Raw genomic sequence first — 23,654 nt, forward strand, 5'->3', positions numbered from 1 at the left:
AACCATCATCCGGCGATGAAAGTGGTGGCGCCGGTGCGCAAGGAAATGGGCGTGCGCACGCTGTTCAACATTTTGGGTCCACTGACCAACCCGGCCGATGCGCCCAATATCCTGATGGGCGTGTTCCATCCCGATCTGGTCGGCATCCAGGTGCGCGTGTTGCAGGCGCTCGGCGCCAAGCACGCGCTGGTGGTGTGGGGCCGTGATGGCATGGACGAAATCTCGCTGGGCGCGGCCACCCTGGTGGGCGAGTTGCGCGATGGCGAAGTGCGCGAGTACGAGGTGGAGCCGGAAGATTTCGGCCTGTCCATGGCGTCCAGTCGCAATCTGCGCGTGGAGAATGCCGAGGAATCGCGCACCATGTTGCTCGAAGCGCTGGAGGGCCGTCGCGGCGTGCCGCACGATATCGTTTGCCTCAATGCAGGCGCGGCCCTCTACGCCGCCAATGTGGTGGACTCCATCGGAGCGGGTATCGAGCTGGCGCGACAGACCATCGCCAGTGGCGCGGCCCGTGCAAAAATGGATGACTTCGTAGCGACTACACGGCGTCTGGCGCAAGCCGCCTGACGCTCACGCTCCCTTCATGCCCCGACATCGCAAGCTGCCGTTATGACCGATATTCTTCAGCGCATTCTTACCCGCAAGACCGAAGAGGTCGCCGAGCGCAGCGCCAAACTGCCGCTCGTGGAATTGTCCGCGCGGGTGGGCGATCTGCCCGATACGCGCGGCTTTGCCGCCGCCATCGAAGCCAAGATCGAGAACGGCTTGCCGGCGGTGATCGCTGAGGTGAAGCGCGCCAGCCCGAGCAAGGGGGTGATTCGCCCCGATTTCGATCCGGCCGCCATCGCGCGCAGCTACGAGCAGGGCGGCGCCGCCTGCCTATCGGTGCTGACCGACAAGGATTTCTTCCAGGGCAGCGAGGATTTCCTGCAGCAGGCGCGCGCCGCGTGTTCGCTGCCGGTCCTGCGCAAGGATTTCGTGATCGACCCTTATCAGGTGTACGAAGCGCGCGTGATCGGCGCCGACTGCATCTTGCTCATCGTGGCGGCGCTCAGCGATGCCGCGCTGCTGGATCTGTCGCTGCTGGCGGCGGAGCTGGACCTGGACGTGCTGTGCGAAGTGCACGATGCCGAGGAGCTGGAACGGGCGCTGGCGTTGCCGGTGCCGCTGATCGGCGTGAACAACCGTAACCTGCGCACGTTCCATACCTCGCTGGAGACGTCGCTGGAGTTGCAGCAATTGATGGAGTACGACCGCATCCTGGTCAGCGAGTCCGGCATTCACACGCCCGACGATGTTGCCTTGCTGCGTGATGCCGGCATCAATGCGTTCCTGGTTGGCGAGGCATTTATGCGCGCCAGCGATCCAGGGGCGGAGCTCAAGCGTCTGTTCGCCGATCAGTAAGCACATGTCGACCGGGGAAATTCAATCGGAGCCGACCACGGCGGAACCGGCTGTGGTTGCGCCGCGCGTGGTGCTGTTCGATTTCGATGGCGTACTGATTCACGGCGACGCCTTTCATCTGTTCATGCGCGATCGCTACCAGCGCTCCGTGCTGCGCAAGCTCGGTGCGGCGCTGATGTTGCCGTGGATCACCGTGGTGGCGCCGTTCTCGCGCAAGCTGGCCTTGCGCCCGCTGGTGCACGTGGCGCTGCTGGGCCTGGATGAGCGTCGCTACAGGGCCGTCGCCCAGGCCTTTGGCTCCAGCCTGGTGCGCAAGCCGCGCCAGTTCTGCCGGGATGGTTTGCGCGTGTTGCGCCAGCACCAGGCGGCTGGCGACCGGGTGATCGTGGTCACTGGTTGCGAGCACGAACTGGTCAGCCACATCCTGGCGGAGTTGGGCATCGAGGGTGTCGAGGTATTCGCTTCGCAGTTGCGCGCCGGGCCCTTGGGTATGCGGGTGAAGCTGCATAACGTGGGGCGACGCAAGCCCGCGCGCCTTACGGCGGCCGGCATTGGCGAGTGGCATGTGGCCTATAGCGATTCAGTGGTCGATGCACCCATGCTCAAGCCCGCGGCAGAGGCGGTGCTGGTCAACGGGACGCCCAAGCTGTGCAAGAAGCTGGAAAGGGCGTTGGGGCGCACCATTACCCGCGTGGACTGGTTCTAACCTGGCGTTCGCCGCCGGGCGCCTTCCGTTCTTGGATGATTCGATGAAGAAGCGATGCCGGTGCGCGACTTGCGTACCGGCGCGCTTCTTCGTATGCCGTGCGCCGGGCACTTGCCCATGGGTGCGGCTTGTATTTACGTTAGTGCTTACATAATTGTTCTGGGGCCCGTTATGTACCTTCCGTCGCTTGCTCAGTTAGCCCTCGGTAGTCGGCTCAAATCACTCAGCGATCATTTCTATGCAGCCGTGGACGAGGTCTATCGCTCCTGCGGGGCAGGGGTGGAATCACGCTGGTTCCCGGTATTGCGCTTTCTGTGGGAGCACGGCGAAACCACGGTGAGCGATGTCGCGTTGGCGATCGGCCAGACCCACTCGGCGGTAAGCCAGTTGGCCGACAAGCTGGTGGACGCGGGGCTGGTGCAGCGAAAGAAGGATGCCCAGGACGGTCGCCGCAGCCTGCTGGTGCTCACCGAGAAGGGTCAGTCGGCGCTGTCGGCGCTGGGTCCGATCTGGGTGGCGGTGCGCCGGGGCATCATGCGCTCGCTGGGGGAAGAGGGCCTGACAACGCTGCTGGCGGCCCTGGCCGCTACCGAGCAAGCGCTGGAAGAACGTCCCGTGGTGGACGCCATGCTGGCTGAGCATGCGGCGCTGACCTCGGCCGAGCTGGAGATCATTCCTTACGCGCCGGCGCTGAAAGACCATTTCTACCGGCTCAACGCGCAGTGGCTGGAGCGCCACTTCCGTATCGAGGATATCGATCGCGAGCTGTTGGGCGACCCGGAGCGCTATGTGCTGGCGCCGGGTGGCGCGATCTTCTTTGCGCGCCTGGCGGGCGAGGTGATCGGCACCTGCGCGCTGCTGCAGGAATCACCCGGGGTGTACGAGCTGTCCAAGATGGGCGTGGACGAAACCTTCCGCGGGATGGGGGCGGGGCGCAGTCTGCTGGCGGCGGCCATCGCTGAATTTCATCGCCGCGAGGGCCGCGAGCTGTTCCTGGAATCCAACAGCCGGCTGAAGACGGCGTTGCGCATGTACGAGCAGGTGGGCTTTGTGCTTCAGCCCAGCGTACGAGCCGGTTCGCACTACGAGCGAGCCGATGTCTACATGGTGTACCAGCCCGGCAAGAGACGCCCGGCACGCGCCGCTCGGGGCTGAGGCCCAAACGACAACGTCCCGGCAAGGCCGGGACGTTGGGTGTGGCGGTGTTGCGTAGGCTCCGCTCAGCGGGTGCCGCGCACCACGATGGTCTTGCCCGCCACGTCGATCATGCGCTGCTCTTCCAGCTGCTTGAGCACCCGACCGACCATCTCGCGAGAGCAGCCCACGATGCGGCTCACTTCCTGGCGCGAAATGCGGATCTGGGTGCCTTCCGGGTGAGTCATCGCATCCGGTTCCTGGCACAGGTCCAGCAGGGTCTTGGAGATGCGGTTGGTCACATCCATGAAGGCCATGCGGCTGACCTGGCGCGAGGTACGCAGCAGGCGGTGGGTCAGCTGGGAGCCGATGGCGAACAGAATCTTGGGGCACTCTTCGCGCAGCGGGCCTTCCATCAGCTGGAACAGGCGTTCGTAGCTGATCTCGGCCATTTCGCAGGCGGTACGGGTGCGCACCATGGATTCACGCTGGGCCTGTTCCACGAACAGCCCCATTTCGCCGATGAACTGGCCTCGGCTCAGGTAAGCCAGGATCAATTCGCGACCCTGTTCGTCCTCCGTGCACACGGCCAGCGAGCCGTCCACGATGTAATACTAAGGTGTTGGCCGGGTCCCCAGGACGGATGATGGCCGTCTTGCCCGGATAGCGGCGCCGGTGGCAAAGCGCCAGAAAGCGCTCCATCGAGGCCGGGTCCGGGGCAAAGCTGGCCGGTGCCTGGGAACGTTCAAATGCTTGCTGTAGCTGATATTTAAGTTGCGCCACGATGTGTCCCGTAGATTCAATCCGACGGCGCTGAGGCGCCTGCGGTAGGTCCAATCTTCCCCCCTCCGGGCATTATGGCAAACTAACCTGACCTGCCGAAGGTTCAGTTTTCCCTTTTTTTGCCGCATACTTCACGGTCTTTCGGACGCGATACTGTCTCGCTCCGGTCACAAGGGTCGTGGAAGCTTCCTGCCTTCACGTCGAATTATCCAGCGGGGACCCTTGTAGCTAACCCGCCTCTACTGCTGGCCGTACAGTACCGGTCATGGAGAGTCGCTGTGGTGAAACCCCTTCCGCGCCTGCGTCTGCAGGGCTTCAACAATCTGACCAAAGCCCTGAGCTTTAACATCTACGACATCTGCTATGCGGTGTCCGAAGAGCAGCGCCAACGCTATATCGAATACATCGATGAGCAGTATGACGCCGATCGCCTGACCCAGATTCTGACGGATGTGGCCGAAATCATCGGTGCCAACATCCTCAACATCGCACGCCAGGACTACGACCCGCAAGGCGCCTCCGTCACCATCCTCATTTCCGAGGAGCCGGTGGTCGAGAAGCTGGGCCGCGACACCATCTCCGATGCAGTGGTAGCGCACCTGGACAAGAGCCACATCACCGTCCACACCTACCCGGAAACGCATCCGCACAATGGCATTGCGACCTTCCGCGCGGACATTGATGTAGCGACCTGTGGCGTGATTTCGCCGCTGAAGGCCCTGAACTACCTGATCGACAGCTTTGAGTCGGATATCGTCATTGCTGACTACCGTGTGCGCGGTTTCACCCGCGACGTGAAGGGTAAGAAGCACTTCATCGATCACAAGATCAACTCGGTGCAGGACTATCTGGCCAAGCACATTCGCCAGAAGTACGAAATGTTCGACGTGAATGTGTATCAGGAAAACATGTTCCACACGAAGATGCATATCAAGGACTTCGATCTTGATACCTACCTCTTCGAGGCGCATGCCGACGATCTCTCCTTCAAGGAGCGCCAGCGGATCGAGTCGCTGCTGCGCCGCGAGATCGAGGAACTGTTCCACGGACGCAACCTGATGTAAGAAAAAACCCGCCGAAAGGCGGGTTTTTCTTATCCACTGCCGCTCTTTGAGGGCGAGCAGTGGCATGCCTCGGTGCCGCCCTTGTCAAATCCGATATGCCACCGTCTTCATCACCATCGAACTCAGGTGCATCAATCCCGGGATGGGGAAGGGCAGATCGACGCCGCCGCGCTCGCGTGCATTGTGTGCGTGGCGGATCTCGTCGGCCTGCATCTGCTCAAGCACCGCGCGCGAGCGTTCGTCCTGCGCCGGCAGCTTGTCCAGGTGCTCCTCCAGATGCGCCTCCACCTGGCGCTCGGTCTCCACCACGAAGCCCAGGCTGACCGGGTCGCCTGCCAGTGCGGCCAGCGCGCCAATGGCGTAGCTGCCGACATACCACAGCGGGTTGAGCAGGCTGGGGCGGCTGTCGAGCTCCTTCAGGCGCTCGTTGCACCAGGCCAGATGGTCGGTTTCCTCGGCGGCGGCATGCAGCAGATGCTCACGGTTGTCTTCGTTGCGCGCCAGCGCGGCCTGGCCGTCGTACAGCGCCTGAGCGCAAACCTCGCCGGTATGGTTGATGCGCATCAGGCCGGCGGCATGGCGACGCTCGGCGTCGTCCATATCGGCTTCGTCGAACGCATGGGCGGGCGAGGGGCGGGCCGCTTCCGGCGAGCCGGCCACGGTCTCCAGCGCGCGCTCAACACCGGCCAACAGGCGGTCGAGCGGGGAAAGCGTACGTACGTTCATGGCGTTATCTCCAATTGCTGCGCCAGCAGGGTCAGCGGGTGCTGATGCGGCCAGTGCCGGCCGTGTTCGTCCATGCCCGCCGCCAGGTGCAGGCGACAACCGATATTGGACGACAACACCTGTTGCGGCGCCAAGATGGCGATCTGTCCCAGCACCCCTTCACGCAGGCGTGCGGCCCGCTCGGGGAACTCCAGCATGTGCGTGCCCGCGGCTCCGCAGCAGTGCGGCGGTCGCGGCACCGTCGCCACATCCAGTGCCGGCACCTTGCGCAGCAGCGAAATAAGCGCGCTTTCGCTGCGCGCCACATTGAGCTGAGTGCACGGCAGGTGCAGGGCCACGCGGCGCGCAAGGGGGCGAAACGACAGCCGGTCCGCACGCTCGGCAAGCAAGGTGAGTGGGTCCATCACCGCCGTATCGGGCAGGGCGCGCCGTAGCGTGCCCAGGCAACCGGGCGTAACGCTGAGCATCGGCGGCGCGCCACAAGCCAGCCAGCTCTCGCGCACGCGTTCGGCAAGGCGCTCGGCGGTCACCATGTCGCCCCCATGCAAATCCATCGCGCCGCAGCAGAAGGCGGGCAGGCGCGTTACCCGATATCCGGCGGCGCGCAGCAGGGTGAGGGCTGCCGCTTCCGCAGCGGCATCCTCCACGCTGGCCACGCAGCCGGGGAACAAGGCCAGGTGCGGCGCATCGGCGGCCTGTGGTTCCGGCGCCGAGGGCACGTGCTCTATGGGGCTGGGTTCCGGCAAGGATTGCAGCGCCGCGCGCCAGGTCGAGTCAGCGGGGAGGCGCGCCGCGAGTCGCTGCTTCCAGCGCGCCAGGCCGGCGGCGCCACCCAAGCTGGCAGCCATGCGCAACAGCGTGGGCTGCCGCAACAGGCTCAGCAGCTGGCGTGGCCGTGTGGGCGATGGGCCGATCAGCGCCCGCGTTTCCACCAGTAGTTCGTCATACTTGACGTTGGCGGGGCACACCCGCTGGCAGTTGAGGCAACCCAGGCAGTGATCGAGGTGCGTGCGCAGCGCTGTCGTGGGCTCGGCGTCGCCGCGCGCCAACGCCGCCGCAATGGCGATGCGCCCGCGCGGGGACTCCGCTTCATTGCCGTCCAGCGCATAAGTGGGGCATACCGGCAGGCAAAGGCCGCACTGCACGCACTGGTCGGCGAGTGCAGCGATGTTCTGTTTTAGAGTGTGGGGGGGCTTTTCAAGCGCCATAGTTATCATGTTATCATTGCCAGCTCGCAGCCCGCCGGTCGGTGGGCTTGCGCGATTGATGAAAACTCCGTTATCATCTCGCGCCTTTGTTCCACCGATTACGTGTACCGCCCTTGAGGCGGCAGACCAGGTATTCTGAAATGAAAACGTTCAGCGCCAAGCCGGAAAGCGTCAAGCGCGATTGGTTCGTGATTGACGCCACGGATAAGACGCTCGGTCGACTTTCGACCGAGATCGCCCGCCGTCTGCGTGGCAAGCACAAGCCGGAATTCACCCCGCACGTTGATACCGGCGACTACATCGTCGTGGTCAACGCGCAGAAGGTGGCCGTCACGGGCGCCAAGCTGGACGACAAGATGTACCACCGCTTCACCGGCTACGTCGGCAACCTGAAGACCACCAGTCTGAAGGATCTGTTGGCCACGCACCCGGAGCGCGTCATCGAAATTGCCGTCAAGGGCATGCTGCCGAAGAATCCGCTCGGCCGCGCGATGTACCGTAAGCTCAAGGTGTACGGCGGCGCCGAACATCCGCATACCGCTCAGCAGCCGCAGGCGCTGGAAATCTAAGGAATCATCATGGCGATCCAGCAGAATTACGGCACCGGCCGCCGCAAGACCTCCGCCGCCCGCGTGTTCCTGCGCAAGGGCAAGGGCGAGATCACTGTCAACGGCAAGAGCCTTGAGCAGTTCTTCGGTCGTGAAACTTCGCGAATGATCGTGCGCCAGCCGCTCGAACTGATCGAAGCCACCGACAAGTTCGACGTCAAGGTGACGGTCGCCGGTGGCGGCATCACCGGCCAGGCTGGTGCGATCCGTCTCGGTATCGCCCGCGCCCTGATCGAATACGACGAAAGCCTGAAGTCGCCGCTGCGTAAGGCCGGCTTCGTGACCCGCGACGCCCGCGAGGTCGAGCGCAAGAAGGTCGGTCTGCATAAGGCCCGCCGCGCTACCCAGTTCTCGAAGCGCTAATCGCGCTTCGACTGGCCGGTGCACCAAGTCAGAGCGCACCGCTCAGCAGGGTTTTGGGAGATCGTCTAACGGTAGGACAACGGACTCTGACTCCGTTTATCTAGGTTCGAATCCTAGTCTCCCAGCCAAAACAAAAAGCCCGCCTTTATGGCGGGCTTTTTGTTTTGGTTTGGGGTACAGGAGACGAACCATGTTCGACAAATTCGTCTGGAACGAATTTGGACAGCGCAACGCGCTGGCCCCGGAGCGCGCAGCGCGTAGGGGGAGCCCCATGGAGGGGGCGAACAATCCCAGACTTCCAAACTAAAGGCGCCCACATCATCGCGGCCTTTTGTTTTGGTTTGGGGTACAGGAGACGAACCATGTTCGACAAATTCGTCTGGAGCGAATTTGGACAGCGCAACGCGCTGGCCCCGGAGCGCGCAGCGCGTAGGGGGAGCCCCATGGAGGGGGCGAACAATCCCAGGCGTCCAACCTCAAGGCGCCCGCATCATGGCGGACTTTTTGTTTTTGATCTGACGTACCAGGGGCGAACCAGGCCACTCGGAACATCCCGTGCCTTGTCCTTTGGGGCATCGGTGTTGCTGGGATGGGGGCGATATCCCGCCCGCAGGCAGTACGTCAATCTGGGCCGACGCACAGCGGGTCCTGGCTACGGCACCTTCGAATCCTTCCTTCGCATGAGCATTCGATGATCGACGTCATTGCACTGGATTCCTTCCAGCGGGCCATGCTCCCCATGGGGCCGTGTGCTTCAGTGGTGCGTGACATCGGTGATGCGCGCGGTTCGCGTTTGGACGTCCATATGCGGATGGCGTGAGCGCTTTGGCGCGCATGAAATTGCTCATATTCCGCAAATTCATGCTGCCGCCCCTACACAAAAATGTGATTCCCGAGCCGTTTTGCGGGCTTTTTTTGCATGAGCATCGTTTACGAAAGGTCGACGTAAGCAATTTGGCGGTATCGCTGAATGTGCCGTCCGGCCTTGTCTCGGTCGGGTCATATAGGGGAGCGGCAAGCAAGTTCTTACGTAGGCACATCGGGTCACGCTCCTTGCTCGGGGGAGTGCGGCGGCGTGCAACCTGATGTCCTTTCCGAAACATCCATGCGGGAGGAATCAACGTGAGATTCACTAAGGCTAGCGGTCGGATGACCGCAAAATCGCTGGCGACGCTGCTCGTCGCTGGCATGGGCGCGACCTTCGCTGTCCAGGCGAGTGCGTCCACCCTGGGCGTGCTGTCTGCGCCGCAAGTTACGCGTGGCGTGAACGATAACGATCGCGTGGCGCTGCCGGGCAATGTGTCGCCCTATGCCACGTCCGAGAACGATCGCGGCGCCGTTTCCGATAGTCAGTCGCTGGAGCACCTGCAGTTGCTGCTCAAGCGCCCGGCTGATCGCGAGGCAGCGCTGGCCAAGTTCATGGAGGAGCAGCAGACACCAGGCTCGCCGAACTATCGCAAGTGGATCACCGCCGAGCAGTTTGGTCAGCAATACGGTCCATCGCAGTTGGATGTCGATGCGATCACCGGCTGGCTGAAATCACATGGTTTCACCGTGAATCGCGTCTACCCCAGCGGCATGATGATCGACTTTTCGGGTACCGCCGGCCAGGTGCGCAGCGCCTTCAATACTGCGATTCATCACCTGAGCGTCGGCAACGCCTCGCACATCGCCAACATGAGCGAACCGCAGATTCCGGCAGCGTTTGCTTCGGTGGTGCAGGGTGTGGTGTCGCTGCATGACTTCCGTCCGCATACCAACGCCAAGCCGCATGGCGACTACACGTTTACCAGTAGTGGCAGCACCTACCAGGCAGTAGTGCCGGCCGATCTGGCGAAAATCTACAACTTCTCGCCGCTGTACACCGCCGGCATTACCGGCACGGGTCAGACCATCGTGCTGATCGAAGACACCAATGTGTATTCGACGGCCGACATCACCACCTTCCGCTCCACCTTCGGCCTGCCGGCCGCCACCTTCACCCAGGTGCATCCGGGCAGTTGTACCAACCCGGGCGTGGTGACGGGTAACGACGGCGAGGCGGAACTGGATGTGGAGTGGGCGGGTGCGGCCGCGCCGGGCGCCGCGCTGGAGTTGGCTTCGTGTGCGGATACGTCGACCACGTTTGGTGGCCTCATCGCCATCCAGAACCTGATCAACGCTAGCGGCACGCCGCCGTCCATCATGAGTGTGAGCTACGGCGAGTGCGAGGCGGAGAACGGTGCGACCGCGAATGCGGCGTATATCTCCACCTATCAGCAGGCGGCGGCGGAAGGCGTGTCGGTATACGTGTCCTCCGGTGACGAAGGCGCGGCTAGTTGTGACGCCAACCAGACCAAGGCAACGCATGGCATCGCAGTGAGCGGTTTTGCTTCCACGCCATACAACGTGGCGGTGGGCGGCACCGACTTCGGCGATACGTATGCCGGCACCAATAGCACTTACTGGAGCTCGACCAATGGGTCCACGTATGGCTCTGCGTTGTCGTACATCCCGGAGATTCCGTGGAACGACTCGTGCGCCAGTGTGCTCATCTCCACCAAGAGCGGCTACAGCACGCCGTACGGCACCAGTGGCTTCTGCAATAGCGCTACCGGTAAGGCCTACTACCTGACCACCGCGTCGGGCAGTGGTGGCCCCAGCGGCTGCGCCAGCGGCAAGGCCAGCACGACGGGTGTGGTGAGCGGCACCTGCAAGGGCACGGCCAAGCCGTCGTGGCAGTCGGGGTTCCTCGGCAATCCTGCCGATGGCGTGCGTGACATCCCGGATGTGTCGTTGTTCGCAGCCAATGGCGTGTGGGGGCACTACTACGTCTATTGCTACAGCAACACCGCTGGCGGCGGCGTGGCCTGCACGGGTGCGCCGAGTGCATGGGCCGGCGCAGGTGGTACGTCGTTCGCGGCGCCCATCATGGCGGGCATCCAGGCCCTGGTGAACCAGAAGATCGGTGCCAGCGTGGGTAATCCGAACCCGACCCTGTACTCGCTGGCCAAGACTGAGTACGGCAGCAGCGGCAGCACCTCATGCAATTCCAGCAATGGCAATGGCGTGGGTGGCAGCTGCATCTTCTATGACGTGACGCAGGGCGACATCGATGTGAACTGCACCGGCACGCACAGTTGCTATCGCCCGTCCGGCACCAATGGCGTGTTGTCCACTTCCACCAGCAGCTATGCCAAGGCCTATGGCACAGGTACCGGCTGGGACTTCGCCACGGGCATCGGCACGGTCAACGCGGCCAACCTGGTCAACGCCTGGCCATAAACCGCGATTGATATCGTGCAAGCAAAAACGCCTCCCGGGCATCCGGGAGGCGTTTTCTTTGGTGCGAGTTGCTGAAGTGGTGAGCGCGTTACAGCAGCTTGTCGCCCACCAGCACCACGTCTGCCGGTCGGCGTGCAAACAGGCCCACGCTGACGATGCCCGGGATCTGGTTGAGATCGGTCTCCAGCGCTACGGGGTCGGCGATCTGCCAACCGTGCACATCGATGATCCAGTTGCCGTTGTCGGTGACCACGCCATCGCGCCATACCGGGTTGCCGCCGCGCTTGACGATCTCGCGACCGATCAGGCTGCGCGCCATGGGGATCACCTCGATCGGCAGCGGGAACTTGCCCAGCAGGTTCACCTGCTTGCTCGAATCGATGATGCATACGAACTTCTGGCTGGCTTGCGCCACGATCTTTTCGCGGGTGAGTGCCGCGCCGCCACCCTTGATGAGGCGCTTGTGCGGGTCGCATTCGTCCGCGCCGTCCACGTAGAGCGAAAGCGGGCCGGTCGCGTTGAGATCGAGCACCGGAATGCCCAGGCGCTTGAGGTGCGCGGTGGACTGCTCTGAGCTGGACACCGCACCCTGGATGCGATCCTTCAAGTCTGCCAGCGCATCGATGAAGAAGGCCACGGTGGAGCCGGTACCGACGCCAACGATGGCGCCGTCCTCCACGTAGCGGATGGCGGCTTCGCCGGCCAGGCGTTTTTCGTTGGCGTTGCTCATGAGTGCGTTCCGATAAGGGATAAAAGGGTTATTCCATCGTCAGGATGTGGCGCCATTCCGCGGCGCCCACCGGCATTACCGACAGGCGGTTGCCTTTGCGCACCAGCGGCATGTCGGCGAGCGCGGGCTCGGCCTGCAGCGCCTTGAGCGTGATGGTGTGCTTGAGCTTCTTGACGAACTTCACCTCCACCAGCATCCAGCGCGGATTGTCGCGCGAGCTGGCGGCGTCGAAGTAATTGCTCTTGGGGTCGAACTGGCTGGGGTCCGGATAGGCGTCGGTGGCCACTTCGGCGATGCCCACGATGCCCGGTTCGGCGCAATTGGAGTGATAGAAGAAAACCTTGTCGCCCACGCGCATGCCATCGCGCATGAAGTTGCGCGCCTGGTAGTTGCGTACGCCGTCCCAGGGCTCCTGGCCCTTGCGCTTCAAGTCATCGATGGAAAACGCGTCTGGCTCCGATTTCATCAGCCAGTACTGGGGTGATCTGGTCATGCGTGGGCTGCTCCATCTTCGCCGGTGGCGTGGCAGTCGATCAGTTCGCGATCGGTGGCGATGAAATCCAGCGGCACATCCCAGGGTTCTTCATCGACCTGGGGGAGCTCCTGGAAGTCGTAGGCAATGCCTACCAACAGTGGCTCGGTCGGGCGCACCTGTTCATTGAGAAAGGCAAATGCGCGGTCGTAATAGCCGCCTCCGGTGCCCAGGCGGTTGCCACGGCGGTCGAAAGCCAGCAGCGGCACCAGTACCAGGTCGACCTGGAACGGTTCCAGCAACTCCTTGGGCTCGGCTGGCTCAGGGATGCCGTAGCGATTGGGTTGCACCGCTTCGCCGGACTGCCAGGGGGCGAACTGCAGGCGATGCTGCGGGCCGATCACCGGCAGCAGGAACTGCTGACCGCGACCAGCCAGCGGGGGAATAATCAGGTTCAGCGGCAACTCGCCGTCGCAGGCCCAGTAGCCGGCCACGCGGGCGTCGGTAAGGTACTCGGGCAACTGTTCCAGGCTGCGGCGCAGGCCTTGGGCGGCGGTGATGCGTTGGGCGGGCGTCAGCGCGCGTCGTTGCGCGGCCAGTTCCCGGCGTAATTCGCGTCGCTGGGCGATAGCGTCCACGTTCGCGTCTCCTGCTGAGGGGTGCCCGCCACAACGTCCTGCGAGAGGCCCTTGAACATACGGCGCCTTGAGGCGCCGTATGAGGGAATAGGTGGCGTTAACCGCGATGCCGCTGCCCACCAAACGACCTTGATCCACGATGGATCAGGTGGGAGGGCGACATGGTTTCAAGGCTTTCCGCACGTGGCGGACATGCACAACAACCAATGAAAAGCCGACCCGGGGCCGTATTTAGGAACAAGGCAAATGTAAGAGTGTGCTGGCGCACACCGCAGATAACGCCGTGGCTATTTTATGTGGGCGTCCAGTGCCGCTTCAAGCTTGCGTCGCAATGTTGCCAATCCGTCGCTCACGCCCTGGTCACCACCAGTGTGCTGCTTGCGCAGCGCCAAGAACTCATGCGTCACGCTGATGGCGGCCAGTACCGCCAGGCGATCGAAGCCCGGAGCCTTGGCGTTGGCGCGCAGTTCGCGCATCTTGCGGTCAAGGTACGCCGCCGATTCCAGCAGGCCTTCGCGCTCGTCCGGCGCGCAGGCGATCAAAAACTCGCGGTCCACCAGACGCAGGGCGACCGGTTCATTGGCAGGGGGAGTCACGCTGCTCTCAGCCATTGTTCTCGAGCGCCTTCAGTCGCTGGATCATTGCCTCGACGCGGCTACGCGCCTGCTCATTGCGCGCCATCAGGCCGGCGCGTTCGTTCGCCAGCTGCTCCTGACTATGGCGCAGGCTGCGATTTTCCTCGCTGAGACGGCGCACCATGTCGAGCAGTCGGTCCACCTGCTCGCCGAGGGCGGCAAGCTCCTGCTTTACGGGGTCTGGCTTGACGGAATCGGAGGCGCTCATGACCCAGAACTATAACAGGAGGTCCGGCGAAAACATCAGGCTGGTCGGCGTTTCCGGGGGCGCTGCATTAAACTGCCGTCTTGACTTGAACGGAGCTGCACCATGACCACCAATGAGCCGATTGGCTACGACGAACTGGACGACGCCGTCGCCCGTCTGCAACTGGGGGTCGAGTCCAGCGAGCTTCATGGTTCGCTGTGCGGCTTCCTGTCCGGCAGCGGCCGCATCGCCAAGGGCGCGCTGCTGGAAACCCTGCATGTGGACGCCGAGGCGGCTACGCCGAGCGCACAGGACCTTGCCTTCCTCGATACGCTGGTTCAGCAGACCGAGGCCGAGCTGGCCGACCCGGAGCTGGGTTTCGAGCCGCTGATGCCGGCGGATGATCGCCCGCTGCCCGAGCGTGCCGATGCCTTGGTGGAGTGGTGCCGCGGGTTCCTCGGCGGTTTTGGCCTGGCCGGCGCCGAGGCGCACGGTAAGCTCACCGATGAGGCGCAGGAGATCCTGCGCGACCTGGGCACCATTGCCTCGTCGTCGTTCGATTTTGGCGACGAAGGCGAAGACGAGGACGCCTTGATCGAAGTGCATGAATTCGTGCGCATGGGCGCCATGCTGTTGTTTGCCGAGTGTGGTCGTCGCCCCGCCTCCAACAGCGATACCGTGCATTGACTATTTCGGCCGAGGAATTCGCGCGTCGCCGTCGCCAGCTCATGCGCATGGCTGGCGATGACGCGGTGCTGCTGATCGCCGCAGCACCCGAACGGGTGCGCAATGCCGACGCCAACTGGCCATACCGGCAGGATTCGGATTTGCACTATCTCTCGGGCTTTCCCGAATCCGAAGCCGTGCTGGCATTGCTGCCGGGCCGCAAGCATGGCGAGGCCGTGCTGTTCTGCCGCGAGCGCGACGAGGAGTACGAGCGCTGGCATGGCGAATCCATCGGCACCGATCGCGCGGTGAGCGTGCACGGCATGGACGATGCATTCCCCATCGACGATATCGACGACATTCTGCCCGGCATGATCGAGGGGCGCGCACGCGTCTACTGCCATTTTGGCCGCGAGCCGGAATTCGACGCGCAGTTGCTTGGCTGGATGCGCCGGCTGCGCCAGCTGCGCGGTGGCGGCGTGGTACCCAAGGAATTCGTGGCGCTCGGTCATTTGCTGCATGACCTGCGGCTGTACAAGTCGCGCGGCGAACTTAAGCTGATGTCCGCCTCCGCCCGTATTGCGGCCGAAGCGCACTTGGCCGCCATGCGCGCTGCGTTGGCGGGACGCCATGAATACGAAGTGGAGGCGGAGATTCTCGGCCTGATGCGCCGCCGTGGCGCGGTGCCGGCGTTCCCTCCCATCGTGGCCAGTGGCGCCAATGCCTGCGTGATGCATTACACCGCCAATCGCGCCGTGCTCCGCGACGGCGATCTGTTGTTGGTGGATGCCGGCGCGGAAGTGGATTGCTACGCGTCCGATATCACGCGCACTTTTCCCATCAATGGCCGCTATAGCCGCGAGCAGCGCGCCTTGTACGAAGTGGTGCTCGCCGCGCAGTTGGCCGCCATCGATGACGTGGGTCCCGGGCGCTCCTTCAGTGCCGCGCATGAGTCGGCGGTTCGCGTGATCGCGGAAGGTCTGTGCGCGCTCGGCATTCTCAAGAGCGATGCGGATACGGCCATCGCGGAAGGCAGCTACAAGCGCTTCTTCCCCGCCAAGACGGGGCATTGGCTGGGCCTGGATGTGCACGATGCGGGCGACTACCGCGTGGATGGCGAGCCGCGCGTGCTCGAGCCGGGCATGGTGGTGACGGTGGAGCCGGGTATTTATGTGTCGCCGGGCGATATGAGCGTGGCCGAACGCTGGCGCGGCATCGGTATTCGCATCGAGGATGATGTGGCGGTGACGCGCGATGGCAACGAGGTGTTGACCGCCGGCGTACCGAAGGATGCCGATGAGATCGAGGCGCTGTTGGCAGCGCGCTGAGGCGCGCTCCTGTCCGAGCTGTTGGCGCTTTCGGCAGGTGGTTCGTCGGTTGCTTCTATTCGCACTCCGCGCCTTGGCCTGAGCTATGGCGTGCTCGCTGCAAGCGGTCTCTTGTCCGTGGCAGGCTGGTGGCGCTGGACCGGCGTGAAACCCGCATGGTCTGCCTCGCCCACCCCGCACGCCTGCTCAAAATCGTCCCCCGACCACTCGACAACACCCACAAAAAAGCCCCGGGATGGCGCCCATCACGCGCCATTCCCGGGGCTCATGGCCAAGCCTGTGGGGCTAGGTGATCAATGCCCTGCCGGCGGCCGCGGCTCCTTGCGGCGATGTGCCTCGTCGGTGGCGTGTACCTCGTACCACATCGCATTGAGGATGCCGAACGCGCATGCCAGGCCGAGGCCAAGAATCCAGGAGAAATACCACATGGTGTCGTTCCTCTCTCAGTAGGTATGGCCGGACTGGCGAACGTGCTCCAGTGTCACGCGACCGCGCAGCACCCGGAACACCCAGCTGGTGTAGATGATGATGATGGGCAGGAACACCACCGTGGCGCCCAACATCAGCGCGAGCGTGCCGCGGCTGGAGGAGGCGTCCCACACGGTGAGGCTGGAGCGCGGGTCGATGCTGGAGGGCAGCAGGAACGGGAACAGCGCAAAGCCTGCCGAGAGAATCGTGCCGGCCACCATCAGGCTGCTGAATATAAAGCTGCCCAGCCCCTTTCTGGCGATGCTCAGCTGTACGCCGATGGCGCCAAGGAAGGCCAGCACCGGCGCGGCCCAGAAGTACGGGTACTGCATGTAGCTGGCGAACCAGCTGCTGCCGTGGGCCACTTCCTTGTACAGCGGGTTGGATACGCCGCCCGTCACCACCGGCCCGATGATGGCGTAGCCCTTCACGCCGTAGGCCAGCCAGATGCCGGCGAGCACGTAGCACACCACATAGGCCAGCGTGCTCCAGCGGGCCACTCGCACGGCACGATCGGCGATCACGTGGTCCGCCTTGTAGGCAGCCCAGCTGGCGCCATGCGCGAGCAGCATGGTCAGTGAGACGAGGCCGGCGACCAGGGCGAATGGGTGCAGCAGTTCGAAGAAGCTGCCATGCCAGCTCATGCGCAGGTTGCCGTCGAACTGGAACGGCACACCCAGGAAGAGGTTGCCGAAAGCCACGCCCGAAATCAGCATCACCACCACGCCGGAGAGGGTGAGCACCCAGTCCCACAGGCTGCGCCAGCGCGCGTCGTGGATCTTGCCGCGGAAGTTGAAGCCCACCGGTCGCATGATAAAGGCGAGCAGCACCAGGAAGATCGCCAGGTACATGCCCGAGAAAGACACCGCGTACAGCGCCGGCCATGCGGCAAAGGCCGCGCCGCCACCCAGGATGAACCACACCTGGTTACCTTCCCAGGTGGGTTCGATGGTTTCCAGCAGCACGAGTCGCTCGTCGTCCGTGCGGCCAAGCACGCGCAGCAGCGCGGCGATGCCGAAGTCGAAGCCGTCCATGATGGCGAAGCCGATCAGCAGCGCGCCAAGCAGGGCCCACCAGATCACCCGCAGGGTTTCGTAATCGAACATGGTGTTCTCCTCAGGCCCGGACCGGTGCGGCAGCGACGGAAGGCGCAGGCTCGGCCGGCGGCCACAGCCCGAGGCCATCCGGCCCCTTGCGTGCGTACTTCACCATCAACACGGCGTCGATGATGGCCAGCACGCTGTAGAACAGCACGAAGCCGCCCAACGAGGTCCATACCTGACCCGCCGTGACGCTGGACACACCCAGCGCCGTGGGCAACACACCTTCGATCGCCCACGGCTGGCGGCCGTACTCGGCCACGATCCAGCCCAGTTCCGCGGCGACCCAGGGCAGCGGCAGGCTCCATAGCGCGAGCTTGAGATACCAGCGGCGCTTCTCCAGCTGGCGCTTGCTGGCCTGCCAGAACGAGAAGGCGAACAGTGCAATAAAGTAGAAGCCGCAGGCGACCATCAGGCGGAACGACCAGAACAGCACGGGCACGTTGGGAATGGTGCTGTCGGCGGCCTTCTGGATATCCGCCGGCGTGGCCTGGCGTGGGTCGTCCATGAAGCGCTTGAGCAGCAGGGCGTAACCCAGGTCCTTGTCGTGCGCGGCCAGAATGGCCTTGGCCTGCGCATTGTTGCGGTCCTCGCGCAGCACCAGCATGGCGTCGTAGGCGCGAATGCCGTTGTCGATGCGGTCCTTGGTGTCTTCCACCAGGTTGGCGATGCCGGGGATCGGCTTGTCGATCGAGCGTGTGCCGATCAGGCCCATGACCCAGGGAACGCGCACCGCATAGTGCGTGGTCTTGTTCTCCACGTCGGGGATGCCGAACACGGTGAACGAGGCCGGCGCGGGCTCGGTTTCCCACATGGCCTCGATGGCGGCCATCTTCATCTTCTGGTTTTCCGAGACCGCATAACCGGATTCATCGCCCAGTACCACCACCGACAGCGCGGCAGCGAGGCCAAAGCTCGCCGCGACGGTCATGGAGCGCTTGGCAAAATCCACGTTACGGCCGCGCAGCAGATACCAGGCGCTGATCGACAGCACGAACATCGAGCCCAGCACGTAGCCGGCGCTCACCGTGTGCACGAACTTGGCCTGTGCCACCGGGTTGAAGAACACCTCCGAGAACGAGGTCACTTCCATGCGCATGGTTTCGGCATTGAAGGCCGAACCCACCGGGTTCTGCATCCAGCCGTTGGCAACCAGGATCCACAGCGCGGAAAGGCTGGTGGCCAGCGCCAGGAACCAGGTCACCAGCAAATGCGCCACGCGCGAAATGCGGTTCCAGCCCATGAAGAACAAGCCAACCAGGGTGCCTTCGAGGAAGAAGGCCATCAGTCCTTCAATGGCCAGCGGCGTGCCGAATACATCGCCGACGTAATGCGCGTAATAGGCCCAGTTCATGCCGAACTGGAACTCCATGGTGACGCCGGTGGCGACACCCATGGCGAAGTTGATGCCAAACAGCACGCCCCAGAACTGCACCATGCGCTTCCATACTTCGCGCCCGGTCATCACGTAGACACTCTCCATGATGGCGAGTATCCACACGAGGCCCAAGGTGAGCGGCACGAACAGGAAGTGATAGAGCGCAGTCAGCGCGAACTGCAGACGTGAGAGCGTGACGACATCGGAGTCGATGATCATGGACTGTCCGTATGCGAGGAGGAAGAGGCGGAGGCCGGCGCCAGCAACTGCTGCATGGCGGCGGGGCGGGTGTCAGGGCGTGCGTAGGGTGCCATGGCCACCCACCAGATCAGGGTGAGCAGGACGATCTTGGCGATCACCAGCAGGATGAGTTCGCGCGCGAGACGACGCAGCGTTCGACGCGGCGGATCGGCGCTGGTCGCGCCGGAAGACACCGGTTCGGCAGATGGTATGGGCATGCGGTGGGCCCCCCTGAACGTAACGTCGAGGAGCATACGCAACACATGTGAAGTTGTCGTGCGGAGTGTTGCCGCAGCGACAGCGGGCCGCAGTGGCAGGTGGGAAGGAATGTGCTATCGATCGCCGCCCGGCAAGCCGCGCCTAAGCGACTTGCCGGGCACGCGAACGTTTAGCGCTGGGCGAAGGCGTCGCGGGTGAGGTTCTCGGGGGTCTCGTGGGTGCATACCACGTCGTCCTCGATGCGGATGCCGCCGTAGGGGCGCAGCGCTTCCACCTTCTTCCAGTCGATGTCGTTGGCTTCCGGCTTGGCGCGCAGCTCGTCCAGCAGCATGTCGATGAAGTACAGGCCCGGCTCGATGGTGACCACCATGCCCGGTTCCAGCGTGCGGGTCATGCGCAGGTAGGGATGCCCCGCCGGGCGCGCGATGCTGCCGCCCATCTCGTTCTGCTGGAAGCCTGCCACGTCATGCACCTGCAGGCCGATGGGGTGGCCCAGGCCATGCGGAAAGAACACCGAGGTGACGCCGGTAGCCACCGCGCGCTCGGCATCCATGCGGATGACGCCATGTTCGCGCAGTACCGTGGCGAGCACGTGGTGCGCGTGGATATGCAACTCCGGGTAGCTCTGGCCCGGCCGCACACGCGCGGCGAAATCACGCTGGGCAGCATCCACGCTGTCGATCAGCGCCTGGAACTCGTCGTGGCCGGCGGCGGCATAAGTACGCGTGATGTCGCTGGCGTAACCGGCAGCGCTGGCGCCCGCATCGATCAGGAACGAGCGGCTCTGCGCCGGGGCGGTGCGGTCGAAGTGGGTGTAATGCAGCACGGCGCCGTGTTCGTTGAGCGCCACGATGCTGGCGTAGGGTAGCTCGGCGTCGATCTGACGCGCCGCGGCAAGGTACGCCATATGGATGGCGAACTCGCTCTCACCGGCCCGGAATGCGTGTTCCGCGGCGCGGTGCGCGCGTGCGCCGATGCGGCTGGCTTCGCGCATCAGTTCCAGCTCATACGCGGTCTTGTACGAGCGATGCCAATGCAGGTAATCGAGCACAGTCTGCGGATTGTTCGCTTCGGCGCCCGGCATGCTCGGGCATTCGGGGCCGATAATGGCGCGGCGCGTGGTGGCGGCCGGCAGTTCGGCCACGGCGTCCGTCGCGTTGCGCACGATCACGATGTCGAAGTGCTCCACCCAGTAGCCGCTCGGCGCGGCAGGCACCACATGCCAGTAATCCTTGGGCTGCAGGAACACCAGTTTGGGCTTCTTGCCCGGGGTGTAGACGATCCAGCTGCCCGGCGCATCGGTCAGCGGCAGCCAATGGCGGAAATGCGGGTTGGCGACAAAGGGGTAATCCTGGTCGTCGAGGAACTTGCGCAGCGGGGTGCCGGCTGCGATGACCAGGTGGTCGAACCCGCCCAGGGCGAGCGCCTTGTCCGCATGGCCACGCAGTGTGGCCAGGTGCTGGGAATAAAGCGGGGCGAGACGGTCGTGCATGGCAACTCCTGGAGGCGCCTGCGGCGCAGGCGACCGGCAGGCAAGTGGGGACGAGCCCTGCATGATGGCCCGCCCGTGCGCTGCCTGCCAGTCTTGGGGGCCGGCCTGGATGACCCGCGATTAGGCCGGCTGGTCGAGCCAGGCATCCAGCAGGGCGGCGTCGGCCTCGTCGATGGCCACGATGCGGTAGCCCGACCACACCTGTCCCGGGCTGGCGGCTTCCTCGTGCCACTGCTCCTGGATGCCCACCTCGATGATCTGTGGCAGACGACCCGGCGAAGGCAGCGAAAGGCTGATCTGGTAGATCGCCGCGCTGCGAGGCGCGTGCGAGCTGATCAAGAGCATGCCGGTGGCCGACAGGTTACCCAGGTGGCCCATGGGCTGGCCGCTGATTACATCGGTGACGACGGCGCTGAAGTTGGCGTGCTTGCGCAAGGCCCGGCGCTGGTCCATGGAGGCGATGTTCTCGCTCATGCCGGTCAGGCTCCGTGTTGCGTCGAGGCCGCGGGCGACCGGGTCACGCCGCGCAGATGACTGGTGAGGGCATGCCACGCACGGTCGAGCAGGTTGTCGCGCATGGGCGGCATTTCACGCACACGACCGCAGGCCATTTCATGAGCAAGTTGCTGCAAGGTCATTTCTTCGCTGCGCAGGCCGCGACGGGTTACAAACAGGCTGTTGCCGGAGACGGGCGAATACCATGCCAGCTTGCGTTGCGTGATGTGTCCGTTGGCCGGGTCGATGAACTCGAACCAGCTGCCGAACGGCAGTTGGCGCAAGCGTTGATGGATGCGCTGTTCCTGCGATTCGGCCGGGGGCGCTGGCGCTGCCAGTGCCGCCGGCACGGGCGCGGGCGTCTCGGGCGCTACATGCTCGCCCAGCCGCTGGTGCTGCTTGAGCTTGAGCGCGATCTCGGTGGTGGTTGCGGTGTCGCTGGCGGCTGGCGCGCGTGCCGGCGTGCCTAACAGGCGCTGCGCCACCTGCACCGCTTCTTCCGCGTGCATGCCGATCTGCTGCAGGCCTGACTCCACTTCGGCCTGCAAGAGATGACGATCATGCATCGGTTGCTGGCCGAGCAGTTGATCGGTAATGCGCAAGCGGTGGCTGAAGGCTTCGCTGTCCTCGCCATGGCGGAGCAGGGTGAGGGCCAGCACGTCGGACCAGGCGCGTTCCAACAGGGTGCGCAGCATGCCGCGTGGGTTGCAGCGCTCGAAACGCTCGGCCATGAGCTCGGCGGCGCGGTGACGCGCCTGTTCCAACCGCTCGCGCCCTTGCATGGCTTCCACCTGGCGGCGCTCGGCGATTTGCGCCTTGCGATTGAGCAGGCCCAGGTGGTGTTCGATATCGGCCAAAAGGCTGGTGTACAAGCCCGTGCTGGGCGGTTCCCGGCGAGCGCGTTCCACCAGTTGGTTGAGCTTGGCGGCGAGGCTGCGGTCGCCGTCGCCATCGGGGCCATCCAGCCAGTCGTTGGCCGCTTCGGCGACCATGCCGAGCAGCTTGCGCGCGGGGTGCTCGCGCTGGTTGAAAAAGCCCTGGTCGGCCACGGCCATGCGCAGCAAGGGCAGTTGCAGATCGCCCAGCAGCGAATGCGCGCTGCCGTTGCGCGGGAGCTGTCCGCCCAGTTGTTCGAACAGCATGGCGACCAGCTCGACGGTGTCGCCCTGCTCGTCGGTGAGGTGGGTGCGTCCGGCTCCGGCGGCCTTGCCGGTGTTGAGCTGGTCGAGCAACTCGTCGCGCAGGGCCTGTGCGCTGAGCAGCTCGCGGCGTGCCTGGTCGGCAACGTCGCTGACATGGAGCTGCAGGGCATCCAGCGCCAATTGCAGTTCTTCCGGCGATGCGGCGCGTCCGCTCGCCTGGTAGTTCAGTGCGCCTTGGCCGGCGCGATGCTGGGCGAGCATTTCGCGGAGATTGTCGAGCACGGCGATATTGTCGCTGCGCGCCGGGTGGGCGGCGCCGAGCGTGCCGAGCGATGCAGCGGGTGCGGCAGTGTGCGCGCTGGCTGCGCCGCGCGACGGGCCTGCGGCGGCCGCTTCCCCGCCACCACGGGCCGTGCGCTCGACCTGCGTGCGCGGCGGCGTTGGAAAGGCGCGTAGCTGCGGCAGGATGCCGTCGCTGCGCAGATGCTCGTTGACCGTTTCATAGAGCGACGCCAGCGTGTGTACCACGGCGGTGTCGAAGCTCTGCAGCATCAACAAGTGATGTTCAACCGGCAGCTCCAGGTCGCTGCCGGCGTCGCGAAAGGCGCTGGCGAGTGCCTGCGGCCCGAGCGGCAGTGCGTGGCCTTCCAGCGGCGGCAGGGCGACCAGCACCGCAAGGCGATAACCCAATTCGAACAGCGCCGTGCCATGGCGGGCTTCGCCACGTGCCACCAGTTTGTCGAGGGCCACCGTCTGCTCGTGCTCGGTCTGGTCGAGCAGTTCCAGCGGACGGCGCGGGGCGTCGGCTTCTTCCGTAACCACCATGGGTGCGCCCAGCTTGCTGAATTGCTGGCGCAAACCTTCCAGAAAGCGGCGCTCCACCGCAGGGCGCTGCTGTTGCAGCAGTTGGCGGCTGAACAGGCATTGCTGTTGTTCGAGGTGATTGCGCGAGCGCTCGGCCTGGCTGTAAAGGCGTTGCTCGACGTCGCCCAGGCAAAGTCGCAACGGTGTTTCCAGCCAGCTGACGCACAGCGCGTGGGTTTCTTCGATCAGGCGTCGCGTACGCGGCGGCCAGCCGGCATGCTCGGGGCGAGCGTCCCGATCGGATGCAAACGGCTGACGTCGACCCTGCTGTTCGACATCCATGGCAGACCTAGTGAGTTCCCCCCGGAATTGACCGCAGTCTAAGACGCTCTCGAGCCGA

At 64.3% G+C, this 23,654-nt stretch carries 25 protein-coding genes, 1 tRNA gene, 1 other RNA gene and 1 pseudogene; 12 read left to right on the plus strand and 16 right to left on the minus strand.

The features are described from left to right. The 4 genes from trpD to JHD67_RS16775 all read left to right on the plus strand — a co-directional run. The coding region (gene trpD / locus JHD67_RS16760) for an anthranilate phosphoribosyltransferase (protein ID WP_199100375.1) at positions 1-567 on the plus strand (567 nt) is incomplete at its 5' end. Positions 568-609: 42 nt separating this feature from the next. Continuing rightward, entirely contained in the window at positions 610-1,404 is a 795-nt protein-coding gene (trpC, locus tag JHD67_RS16765) for an indole-3-glycerol phosphate synthase TrpC (protein ID WP_199100376.1), read from the plus strand. A 4-nt stretch (positions 1,405-1,408) separates the two neighbouring features. After that, positions 1,409-2,110 carry an HAD family hydrolase gene (locus JHD67_RS16770; RefSeq protein ID WP_199100377.1) on the plus strand — a complete coding sequence of 234 codons (702 nt, stop codon included), beginning with the start codon at positions 1,409-1,411 and terminating at the stop codon, positions 2,108-2,110. A 171-nt stretch (positions 2,111-2,281) separates the two neighbouring features. Continuing rightward, a complete protein-coding gene (locus JHD67_RS16775) occupies positions 2,282-3,265 on the plus strand; it encodes a bifunctional helix-turn-helix transcriptional regulator/GNAT family N-acetyltransferase (protein ID WP_199100378.1) in 984 nt (327 codons plus the stop codon). Positions 3,266-3,330: 65 nt separating this feature from the next. Here the strand turns inward: JHD67_RS16775 and crp are convergent. After that, positions 3,331-3,946: pseudogene (gene crp / locus JHD67_RS16780) on the minus strand (cAMP-activated global transcriptional regulator CRP). 359 nt (positions 3,947-4,305) lie between these two features. Between crp and speD the strand changes: the two are divergent. Next, a complete protein-coding gene (gene speD, locus JHD67_RS16785) occupies positions 4,306-5,091 on the plus strand; it encodes an adenosylmethionine decarboxylase (RefSeq protein WP_019465856.1) in 786 nt (261 codons plus the stop codon). 84 nt (positions 5,092-5,175) lie between these two features. On the opposite strand, the gene coq7 is transcribed toward speD, so the two are convergent. Beyond that, the gene (coq7, locus tag JHD67_RS16790; protein WP_199100379.1) at positions 5,176-5,817 is read right to left on the minus strand and encodes a 2-polyprenyl-3-methyl-6-methoxy-1,4-benzoquinone monooxygenase; all 642 of its coding nucleotides are present in this window, start codon (positions 5,815-5,817) and stop codon (positions 5,176-5,178) included. Beyond that, positions 5,814-7,025 (minus strand): (Fe-S)-binding protein, encoded by a 1,212-nt coding sequence (locus JHD67_RS16795; protein WP_233171986.1) that lies wholly within the window; start codon positions 7,023-7,025, stop codon positions 5,814-5,816. Before JHD67_RS16795 ends, coq7 begins: the two co-directional genes overlap by 4 nt. A gap of 140 nt (positions 7,026-7,165) precedes the next feature. Here JHD67_RS16795 and rplM point away from each other — a divergent pair, with 140 nt between their 5' ends. From rplM to JHD67_RS16815, 5 genes are all read left to right on the plus strand, one after another. Then, positions 7,166-7,594: a 50S ribosomal protein L13 gene (rplM, locus tag JHD67_RS16800; RefSeq protein ID WP_114238961.1), complete on the plus strand. Its 429-nt coding sequence runs from the start codon at positions 7,166-7,168 to the stop codon at positions 7,592-7,594. 9 nt (positions 7,595-7,603) lie between these two features. Continuing rightward, the gene (gene rpsI, locus JHD67_RS16805; protein WP_199100381.1) at positions 7,604-7,996 is read left to right on the plus strand and encodes a 30S ribosomal protein S9; all 393 of its coding nucleotides are present in this window, start codon (positions 7,604-7,606) and stop codon (positions 7,994-7,996) included. Positions 7,997-8,050: 54 nt separating this feature from the next. Continuing rightward, positions 8,051-8,124, plus strand: a tRNA-Gln gene (locus JHD67_RS16810). A 563-nt stretch (positions 8,125-8,687) separates the two neighbouring features. After that, positions 8,688-8,816 (plus strand): hypothetical protein, encoded by a 129-nt coding sequence (locus JHD67_RS22645; protein WP_255557354.1) that lies wholly within the window; start codon positions 8,688-8,690, stop codon positions 8,814-8,816. A 329-nt stretch (positions 8,817-9,145) separates the two neighbouring features. Continuing rightward, positions 9,146-11,260, plus strand: a complete 2,115-nt coding sequence (locus JHD67_RS16815; RefSeq protein ID WP_199100382.1) for a S53 family peptidase — start codon at positions 9,146-9,148, stop codon at positions 11,258-11,260. Between the two features lie 88 nt (positions 11,261-11,348). Here the strand turns inward: JHD67_RS16815 and rpiA are convergent, their stop codons facing one another. The 6 genes from rpiA to JHD67_RS16845 form a co-directional block, all read right to left on the minus strand. Further along, the gene (rpiA, locus tag JHD67_RS16820) at positions 11,349-11,990 is read right to left on the minus strand and encodes a ribose-5-phosphate isomerase RpiA (RefSeq protein WP_199100383.1); all 642 of its coding nucleotides are present in this window, start codon (positions 11,988-11,990) and stop codon (positions 11,349-11,351) included. 28 nt (positions 11,991-12,018) lie between these two features. Beyond that, the gene (locus JHD67_RS16825) at positions 12,019-12,483 is read right to left on the minus strand and encodes an EVE domain-containing protein (protein ID WP_199100384.1); all 465 of its coding nucleotides are present in this window, start codon (positions 12,481-12,483) and stop codon (positions 12,019-12,021) included. Beyond that, positions 12,480-13,100 (minus strand): 5-formyltetrahydrofolate cyclo-ligase, encoded by a 621-nt coding sequence (locus JHD67_RS16830; protein WP_199100385.1) that lies wholly within the window; start codon positions 13,098-13,100, stop codon positions 12,480-12,482. Before JHD67_RS16830 ends, JHD67_RS16825 begins: the two co-directional genes overlap by 4 nt. Before the next feature lie 94 nt (positions 13,101-13,194). Then, positions 13,195-13,381, minus strand: a non-coding RNA gene (gene ssrS / locus JHD67_RS16835) — 6S RNA. Positions 13,382-13,387: 6 nt separating this feature from the next. Next, on the minus strand, positions 13,388-13,711 hold the full coding sequence (locus JHD67_RS16840) for a cell division protein ZapA (RefSeq protein ID WP_199100386.1): 324 nt from the start codon (positions 13,709-13,711) through the stop codon (positions 13,388-13,390). After that, entirely contained in the window at positions 13,704-13,943 is a 240-nt protein-coding gene (locus tag JHD67_RS16845; protein WP_199100387.1) for a TIGR02449 family protein, read from the minus strand. The genes JHD67_RS16840 and JHD67_RS16845 overlap by 8 nt, the downstream gene beginning before the upstream one ends. Positions 13,944-14,045: 102 nt before the next feature. Between JHD67_RS16845 and JHD67_RS16850 the strand changes: the two genes are divergently transcribed. Together JHD67_RS16850 and JHD67_RS16855 are read left to right on the plus strand one after the other, a co-directional pair. Beyond that, on the plus strand, positions 14,046-14,609 hold the full coding sequence (locus JHD67_RS16850; protein WP_199100388.1) for a UPF0149 family protein: 564 nt from the start codon (positions 14,046-14,048) through the stop codon (positions 14,607-14,609). Further along, positions 14,606-15,916 (plus strand): aminopeptidase P N-terminal domain-containing protein, encoded by a 1,311-nt coding sequence (locus JHD67_RS16855; protein WP_199100389.1) that lies wholly within the window; start codon positions 14,606-14,608, stop codon positions 15,914-15,916. The genes JHD67_RS16850 and JHD67_RS16855 overlap by 4 nt, the downstream gene beginning before the upstream one ends. Before the next feature lie 293 nt (positions 15,917-16,209). Here the strand turns inward: JHD67_RS16855 and cydX are convergent, their stop codons facing one another. The 7 genes from cydX to JHD67_RS16890 form a co-directional block, all read right to left on the minus strand. Then, a complete protein-coding gene (gene cydX, locus JHD67_RS16860) occupies positions 16,210-16,344 on the minus strand; it encodes a cytochrome bd-I oxidase subunit CydX (protein ID WP_199100390.1) in 135 nt (44 codons plus the stop codon). A gap of 15 nt (positions 16,345-16,359) precedes the next feature. Next, positions 16,360-17,490, minus strand: coding sequence for a cytochrome d ubiquinol oxidase subunit II (gene cydB / locus JHD67_RS16865; protein WP_199100391.1), 1,131 nt, complete (start codon positions 17,488-17,490; stop codon positions 16,360-16,362). A 10-nt stretch (positions 17,491-17,500) separates the two neighbouring features. Next, entirely contained in the window at positions 17,501-19,078 is a 1,578-nt protein-coding gene (locus JHD67_RS16870) for a cytochrome ubiquinol oxidase subunit I (protein WP_343214388.1), read from the minus strand. Continuing rightward, entirely contained in the window at positions 19,078-19,320 is a 243-nt protein-coding gene (gene cydP, locus JHD67_RS16875; RefSeq protein ID WP_199100393.1) for a cytochrome oxidase putative small subunit CydP, read from the minus strand. The genes JHD67_RS16870 and cydP overlap by 1 nt, the downstream gene beginning before the upstream one ends. A 170-nt stretch (positions 19,321-19,490) precedes the next feature. Beyond that, on the minus strand, positions 19,491-20,813 hold the full coding sequence (gene pepQ, locus JHD67_RS16880) for a Xaa-Pro dipeptidase (RefSeq protein WP_199100394.1): 1,323 nt from the start codon (positions 20,811-20,813) through the stop codon (positions 19,491-19,493). A gap of 120 nt (positions 20,814-20,933) precedes the next feature. Beyond that, positions 20,934-21,287 (minus strand): PilZ domain-containing protein, encoded by a 354-nt coding sequence (locus tag JHD67_RS16885; RefSeq protein ID WP_199100395.1) that lies wholly within the window; start codon positions 21,285-21,287, stop codon positions 20,934-20,936. A gap of 5 nt (positions 21,288-21,292) precedes the next feature. Then, on the minus strand, positions 21,293-23,596 hold the full coding sequence (locus JHD67_RS16890) for a DUF1631 family protein (protein ID WP_199100396.1): 2,304 nt from the start codon (positions 23,594-23,596) through the stop codon (positions 21,293-21,295). Positions 23,597-23,654 lie beyond the last annotated feature (58 nt).

The sequence above is a fragment of the Dyella sp. ASV21 genome, from assembly GCF_016428975.1.
GTDB lineage: Bacteria > Pseudomonadota > Gammaproteobacteria > Xanthomonadales > Rhodanobacteraceae > Dyella.

Coding starts and splice junctions, on each gene's coding strand:
- cydB (WP_199100391.1), bottom strand. CDS start 17,490: ATGTTCGATTACGAAACCCTGCGGGTGATCTGGTGGGCCCTGCTTGGC.
- cydX (WP_199100390.1), bottom strand. CDS start 16,344: ATGTGGTATTTCTCCTGGATTCTTGGCCTCGGCCTGGCATGCGCGTTC.
- JHD67_RS16885 (WP_199100395.1), bottom strand. CDS start 21,287: ATGAGCGAGAACATCGCCTCCATGGACCAGCGCCGGGCCTTGCGCAAG.
- JHD67_RS16795 (WP_233171986.1), bottom strand. CDS start 7,025: ATGGCGCTTGAAAAGCCCCCCCACACTCTAAAACAGAACATCGCTGCA.
- JHD67_RS16775 (WP_199100378.1), top strand. CDS start 2,282: ATGTACCTTCCGTCGCTTGCTCAGTTAGCCCTCGGTAGTCGGCTCAAA.
- JHD67_RS16840 (WP_199100386.1), bottom strand. CDS start 13,711: ATGGCTGAGAGCAGCGTGACTCCCCCTGCCAATGAACCGGTCGCCCTG.
- JHD67_RS22645 (WP_255557354.1), top strand. CDS start 8,688: ATGATCGACGTCATTGCACTGGATTCCTTCCAGCGGGCCATGCTCCCC.
- coq7 (WP_199100379.1), bottom strand. CDS start 5,817: ATGAACGTACGTACGCTTTCCCCGCTCGACCGCCTGTTGGCCGGTGTT.
- rpiA (WP_199100383.1), bottom strand. CDS start 11,990: ATGAGCAACGCCAACGAAAAACGCCTGGCCGGCGAAGCCGCCATCCGC.
- cydP (WP_199100393.1), bottom strand. CDS start 19,320: ATGCCCATACCATCTGCCGAACCGGTGTCTTCCGGCGCGACCAGCGCC.
- rplM (WP_114238961.1), top strand. CDS start 7,166: ATGAAAACGTTCAGCGCCAAGCCGGAAAGCGTCAAGCGCGATTGGTTC.
- JHD67_RS16770 (WP_199100377.1), top strand. CDS start 1,409: ATGTCGACCGGGGAAATTCAATCGGAGCCGACCACGGCGGAACCGGCT.
- rpsI (WP_199100381.1), top strand. CDS start 7,604: ATGGCGATCCAGCAGAATTACGGCACCGGCCGCCGCAAGACCTCCGCC.
- pepQ (WP_199100394.1), bottom strand. CDS start 20,813: ATGCACGACCGTCTCGCCCCGCTTTATTCCCAGCACCTGGCCACACTG.
- JHD67_RS16845 (WP_199100387.1), bottom strand. CDS start 13,943: ATGAGCGCCTCCGATTCCGTCAAGCCAGACCCCGTAAAGCAGGAGCTT.
- trpC (WP_199100376.1), top strand. CDS start 610: ATGACCGATATTCTTCAGCGCATTCTTACCCGCAAGACCGAAGAGGTC.
- JHD67_RS16825 (WP_199100384.1), bottom strand. CDS start 12,483: ATGACCAGATCACCCCAGTACTGGCTGATGAAATCGGAGCCAGACGCG.
- JHD67_RS16815 (WP_199100382.1), top strand. CDS start 9,146: ATGACCGCAAAATCGCTGGCGACGCTGCTCGTCGCTGGCATGGGCGCG.
- JHD67_RS16890 (WP_199100396.1), bottom strand. CDS start 23,596: ATGGATGTCGAACAGCAGGGTCGACGTCAGCCGTTTGCATCCGATCGG.
- JHD67_RS16850 (WP_199100388.1), top strand. CDS start 14,046: ATGACCACCAATGAGCCGATTGGCTACGACGAACTGGACGACGCCGTC.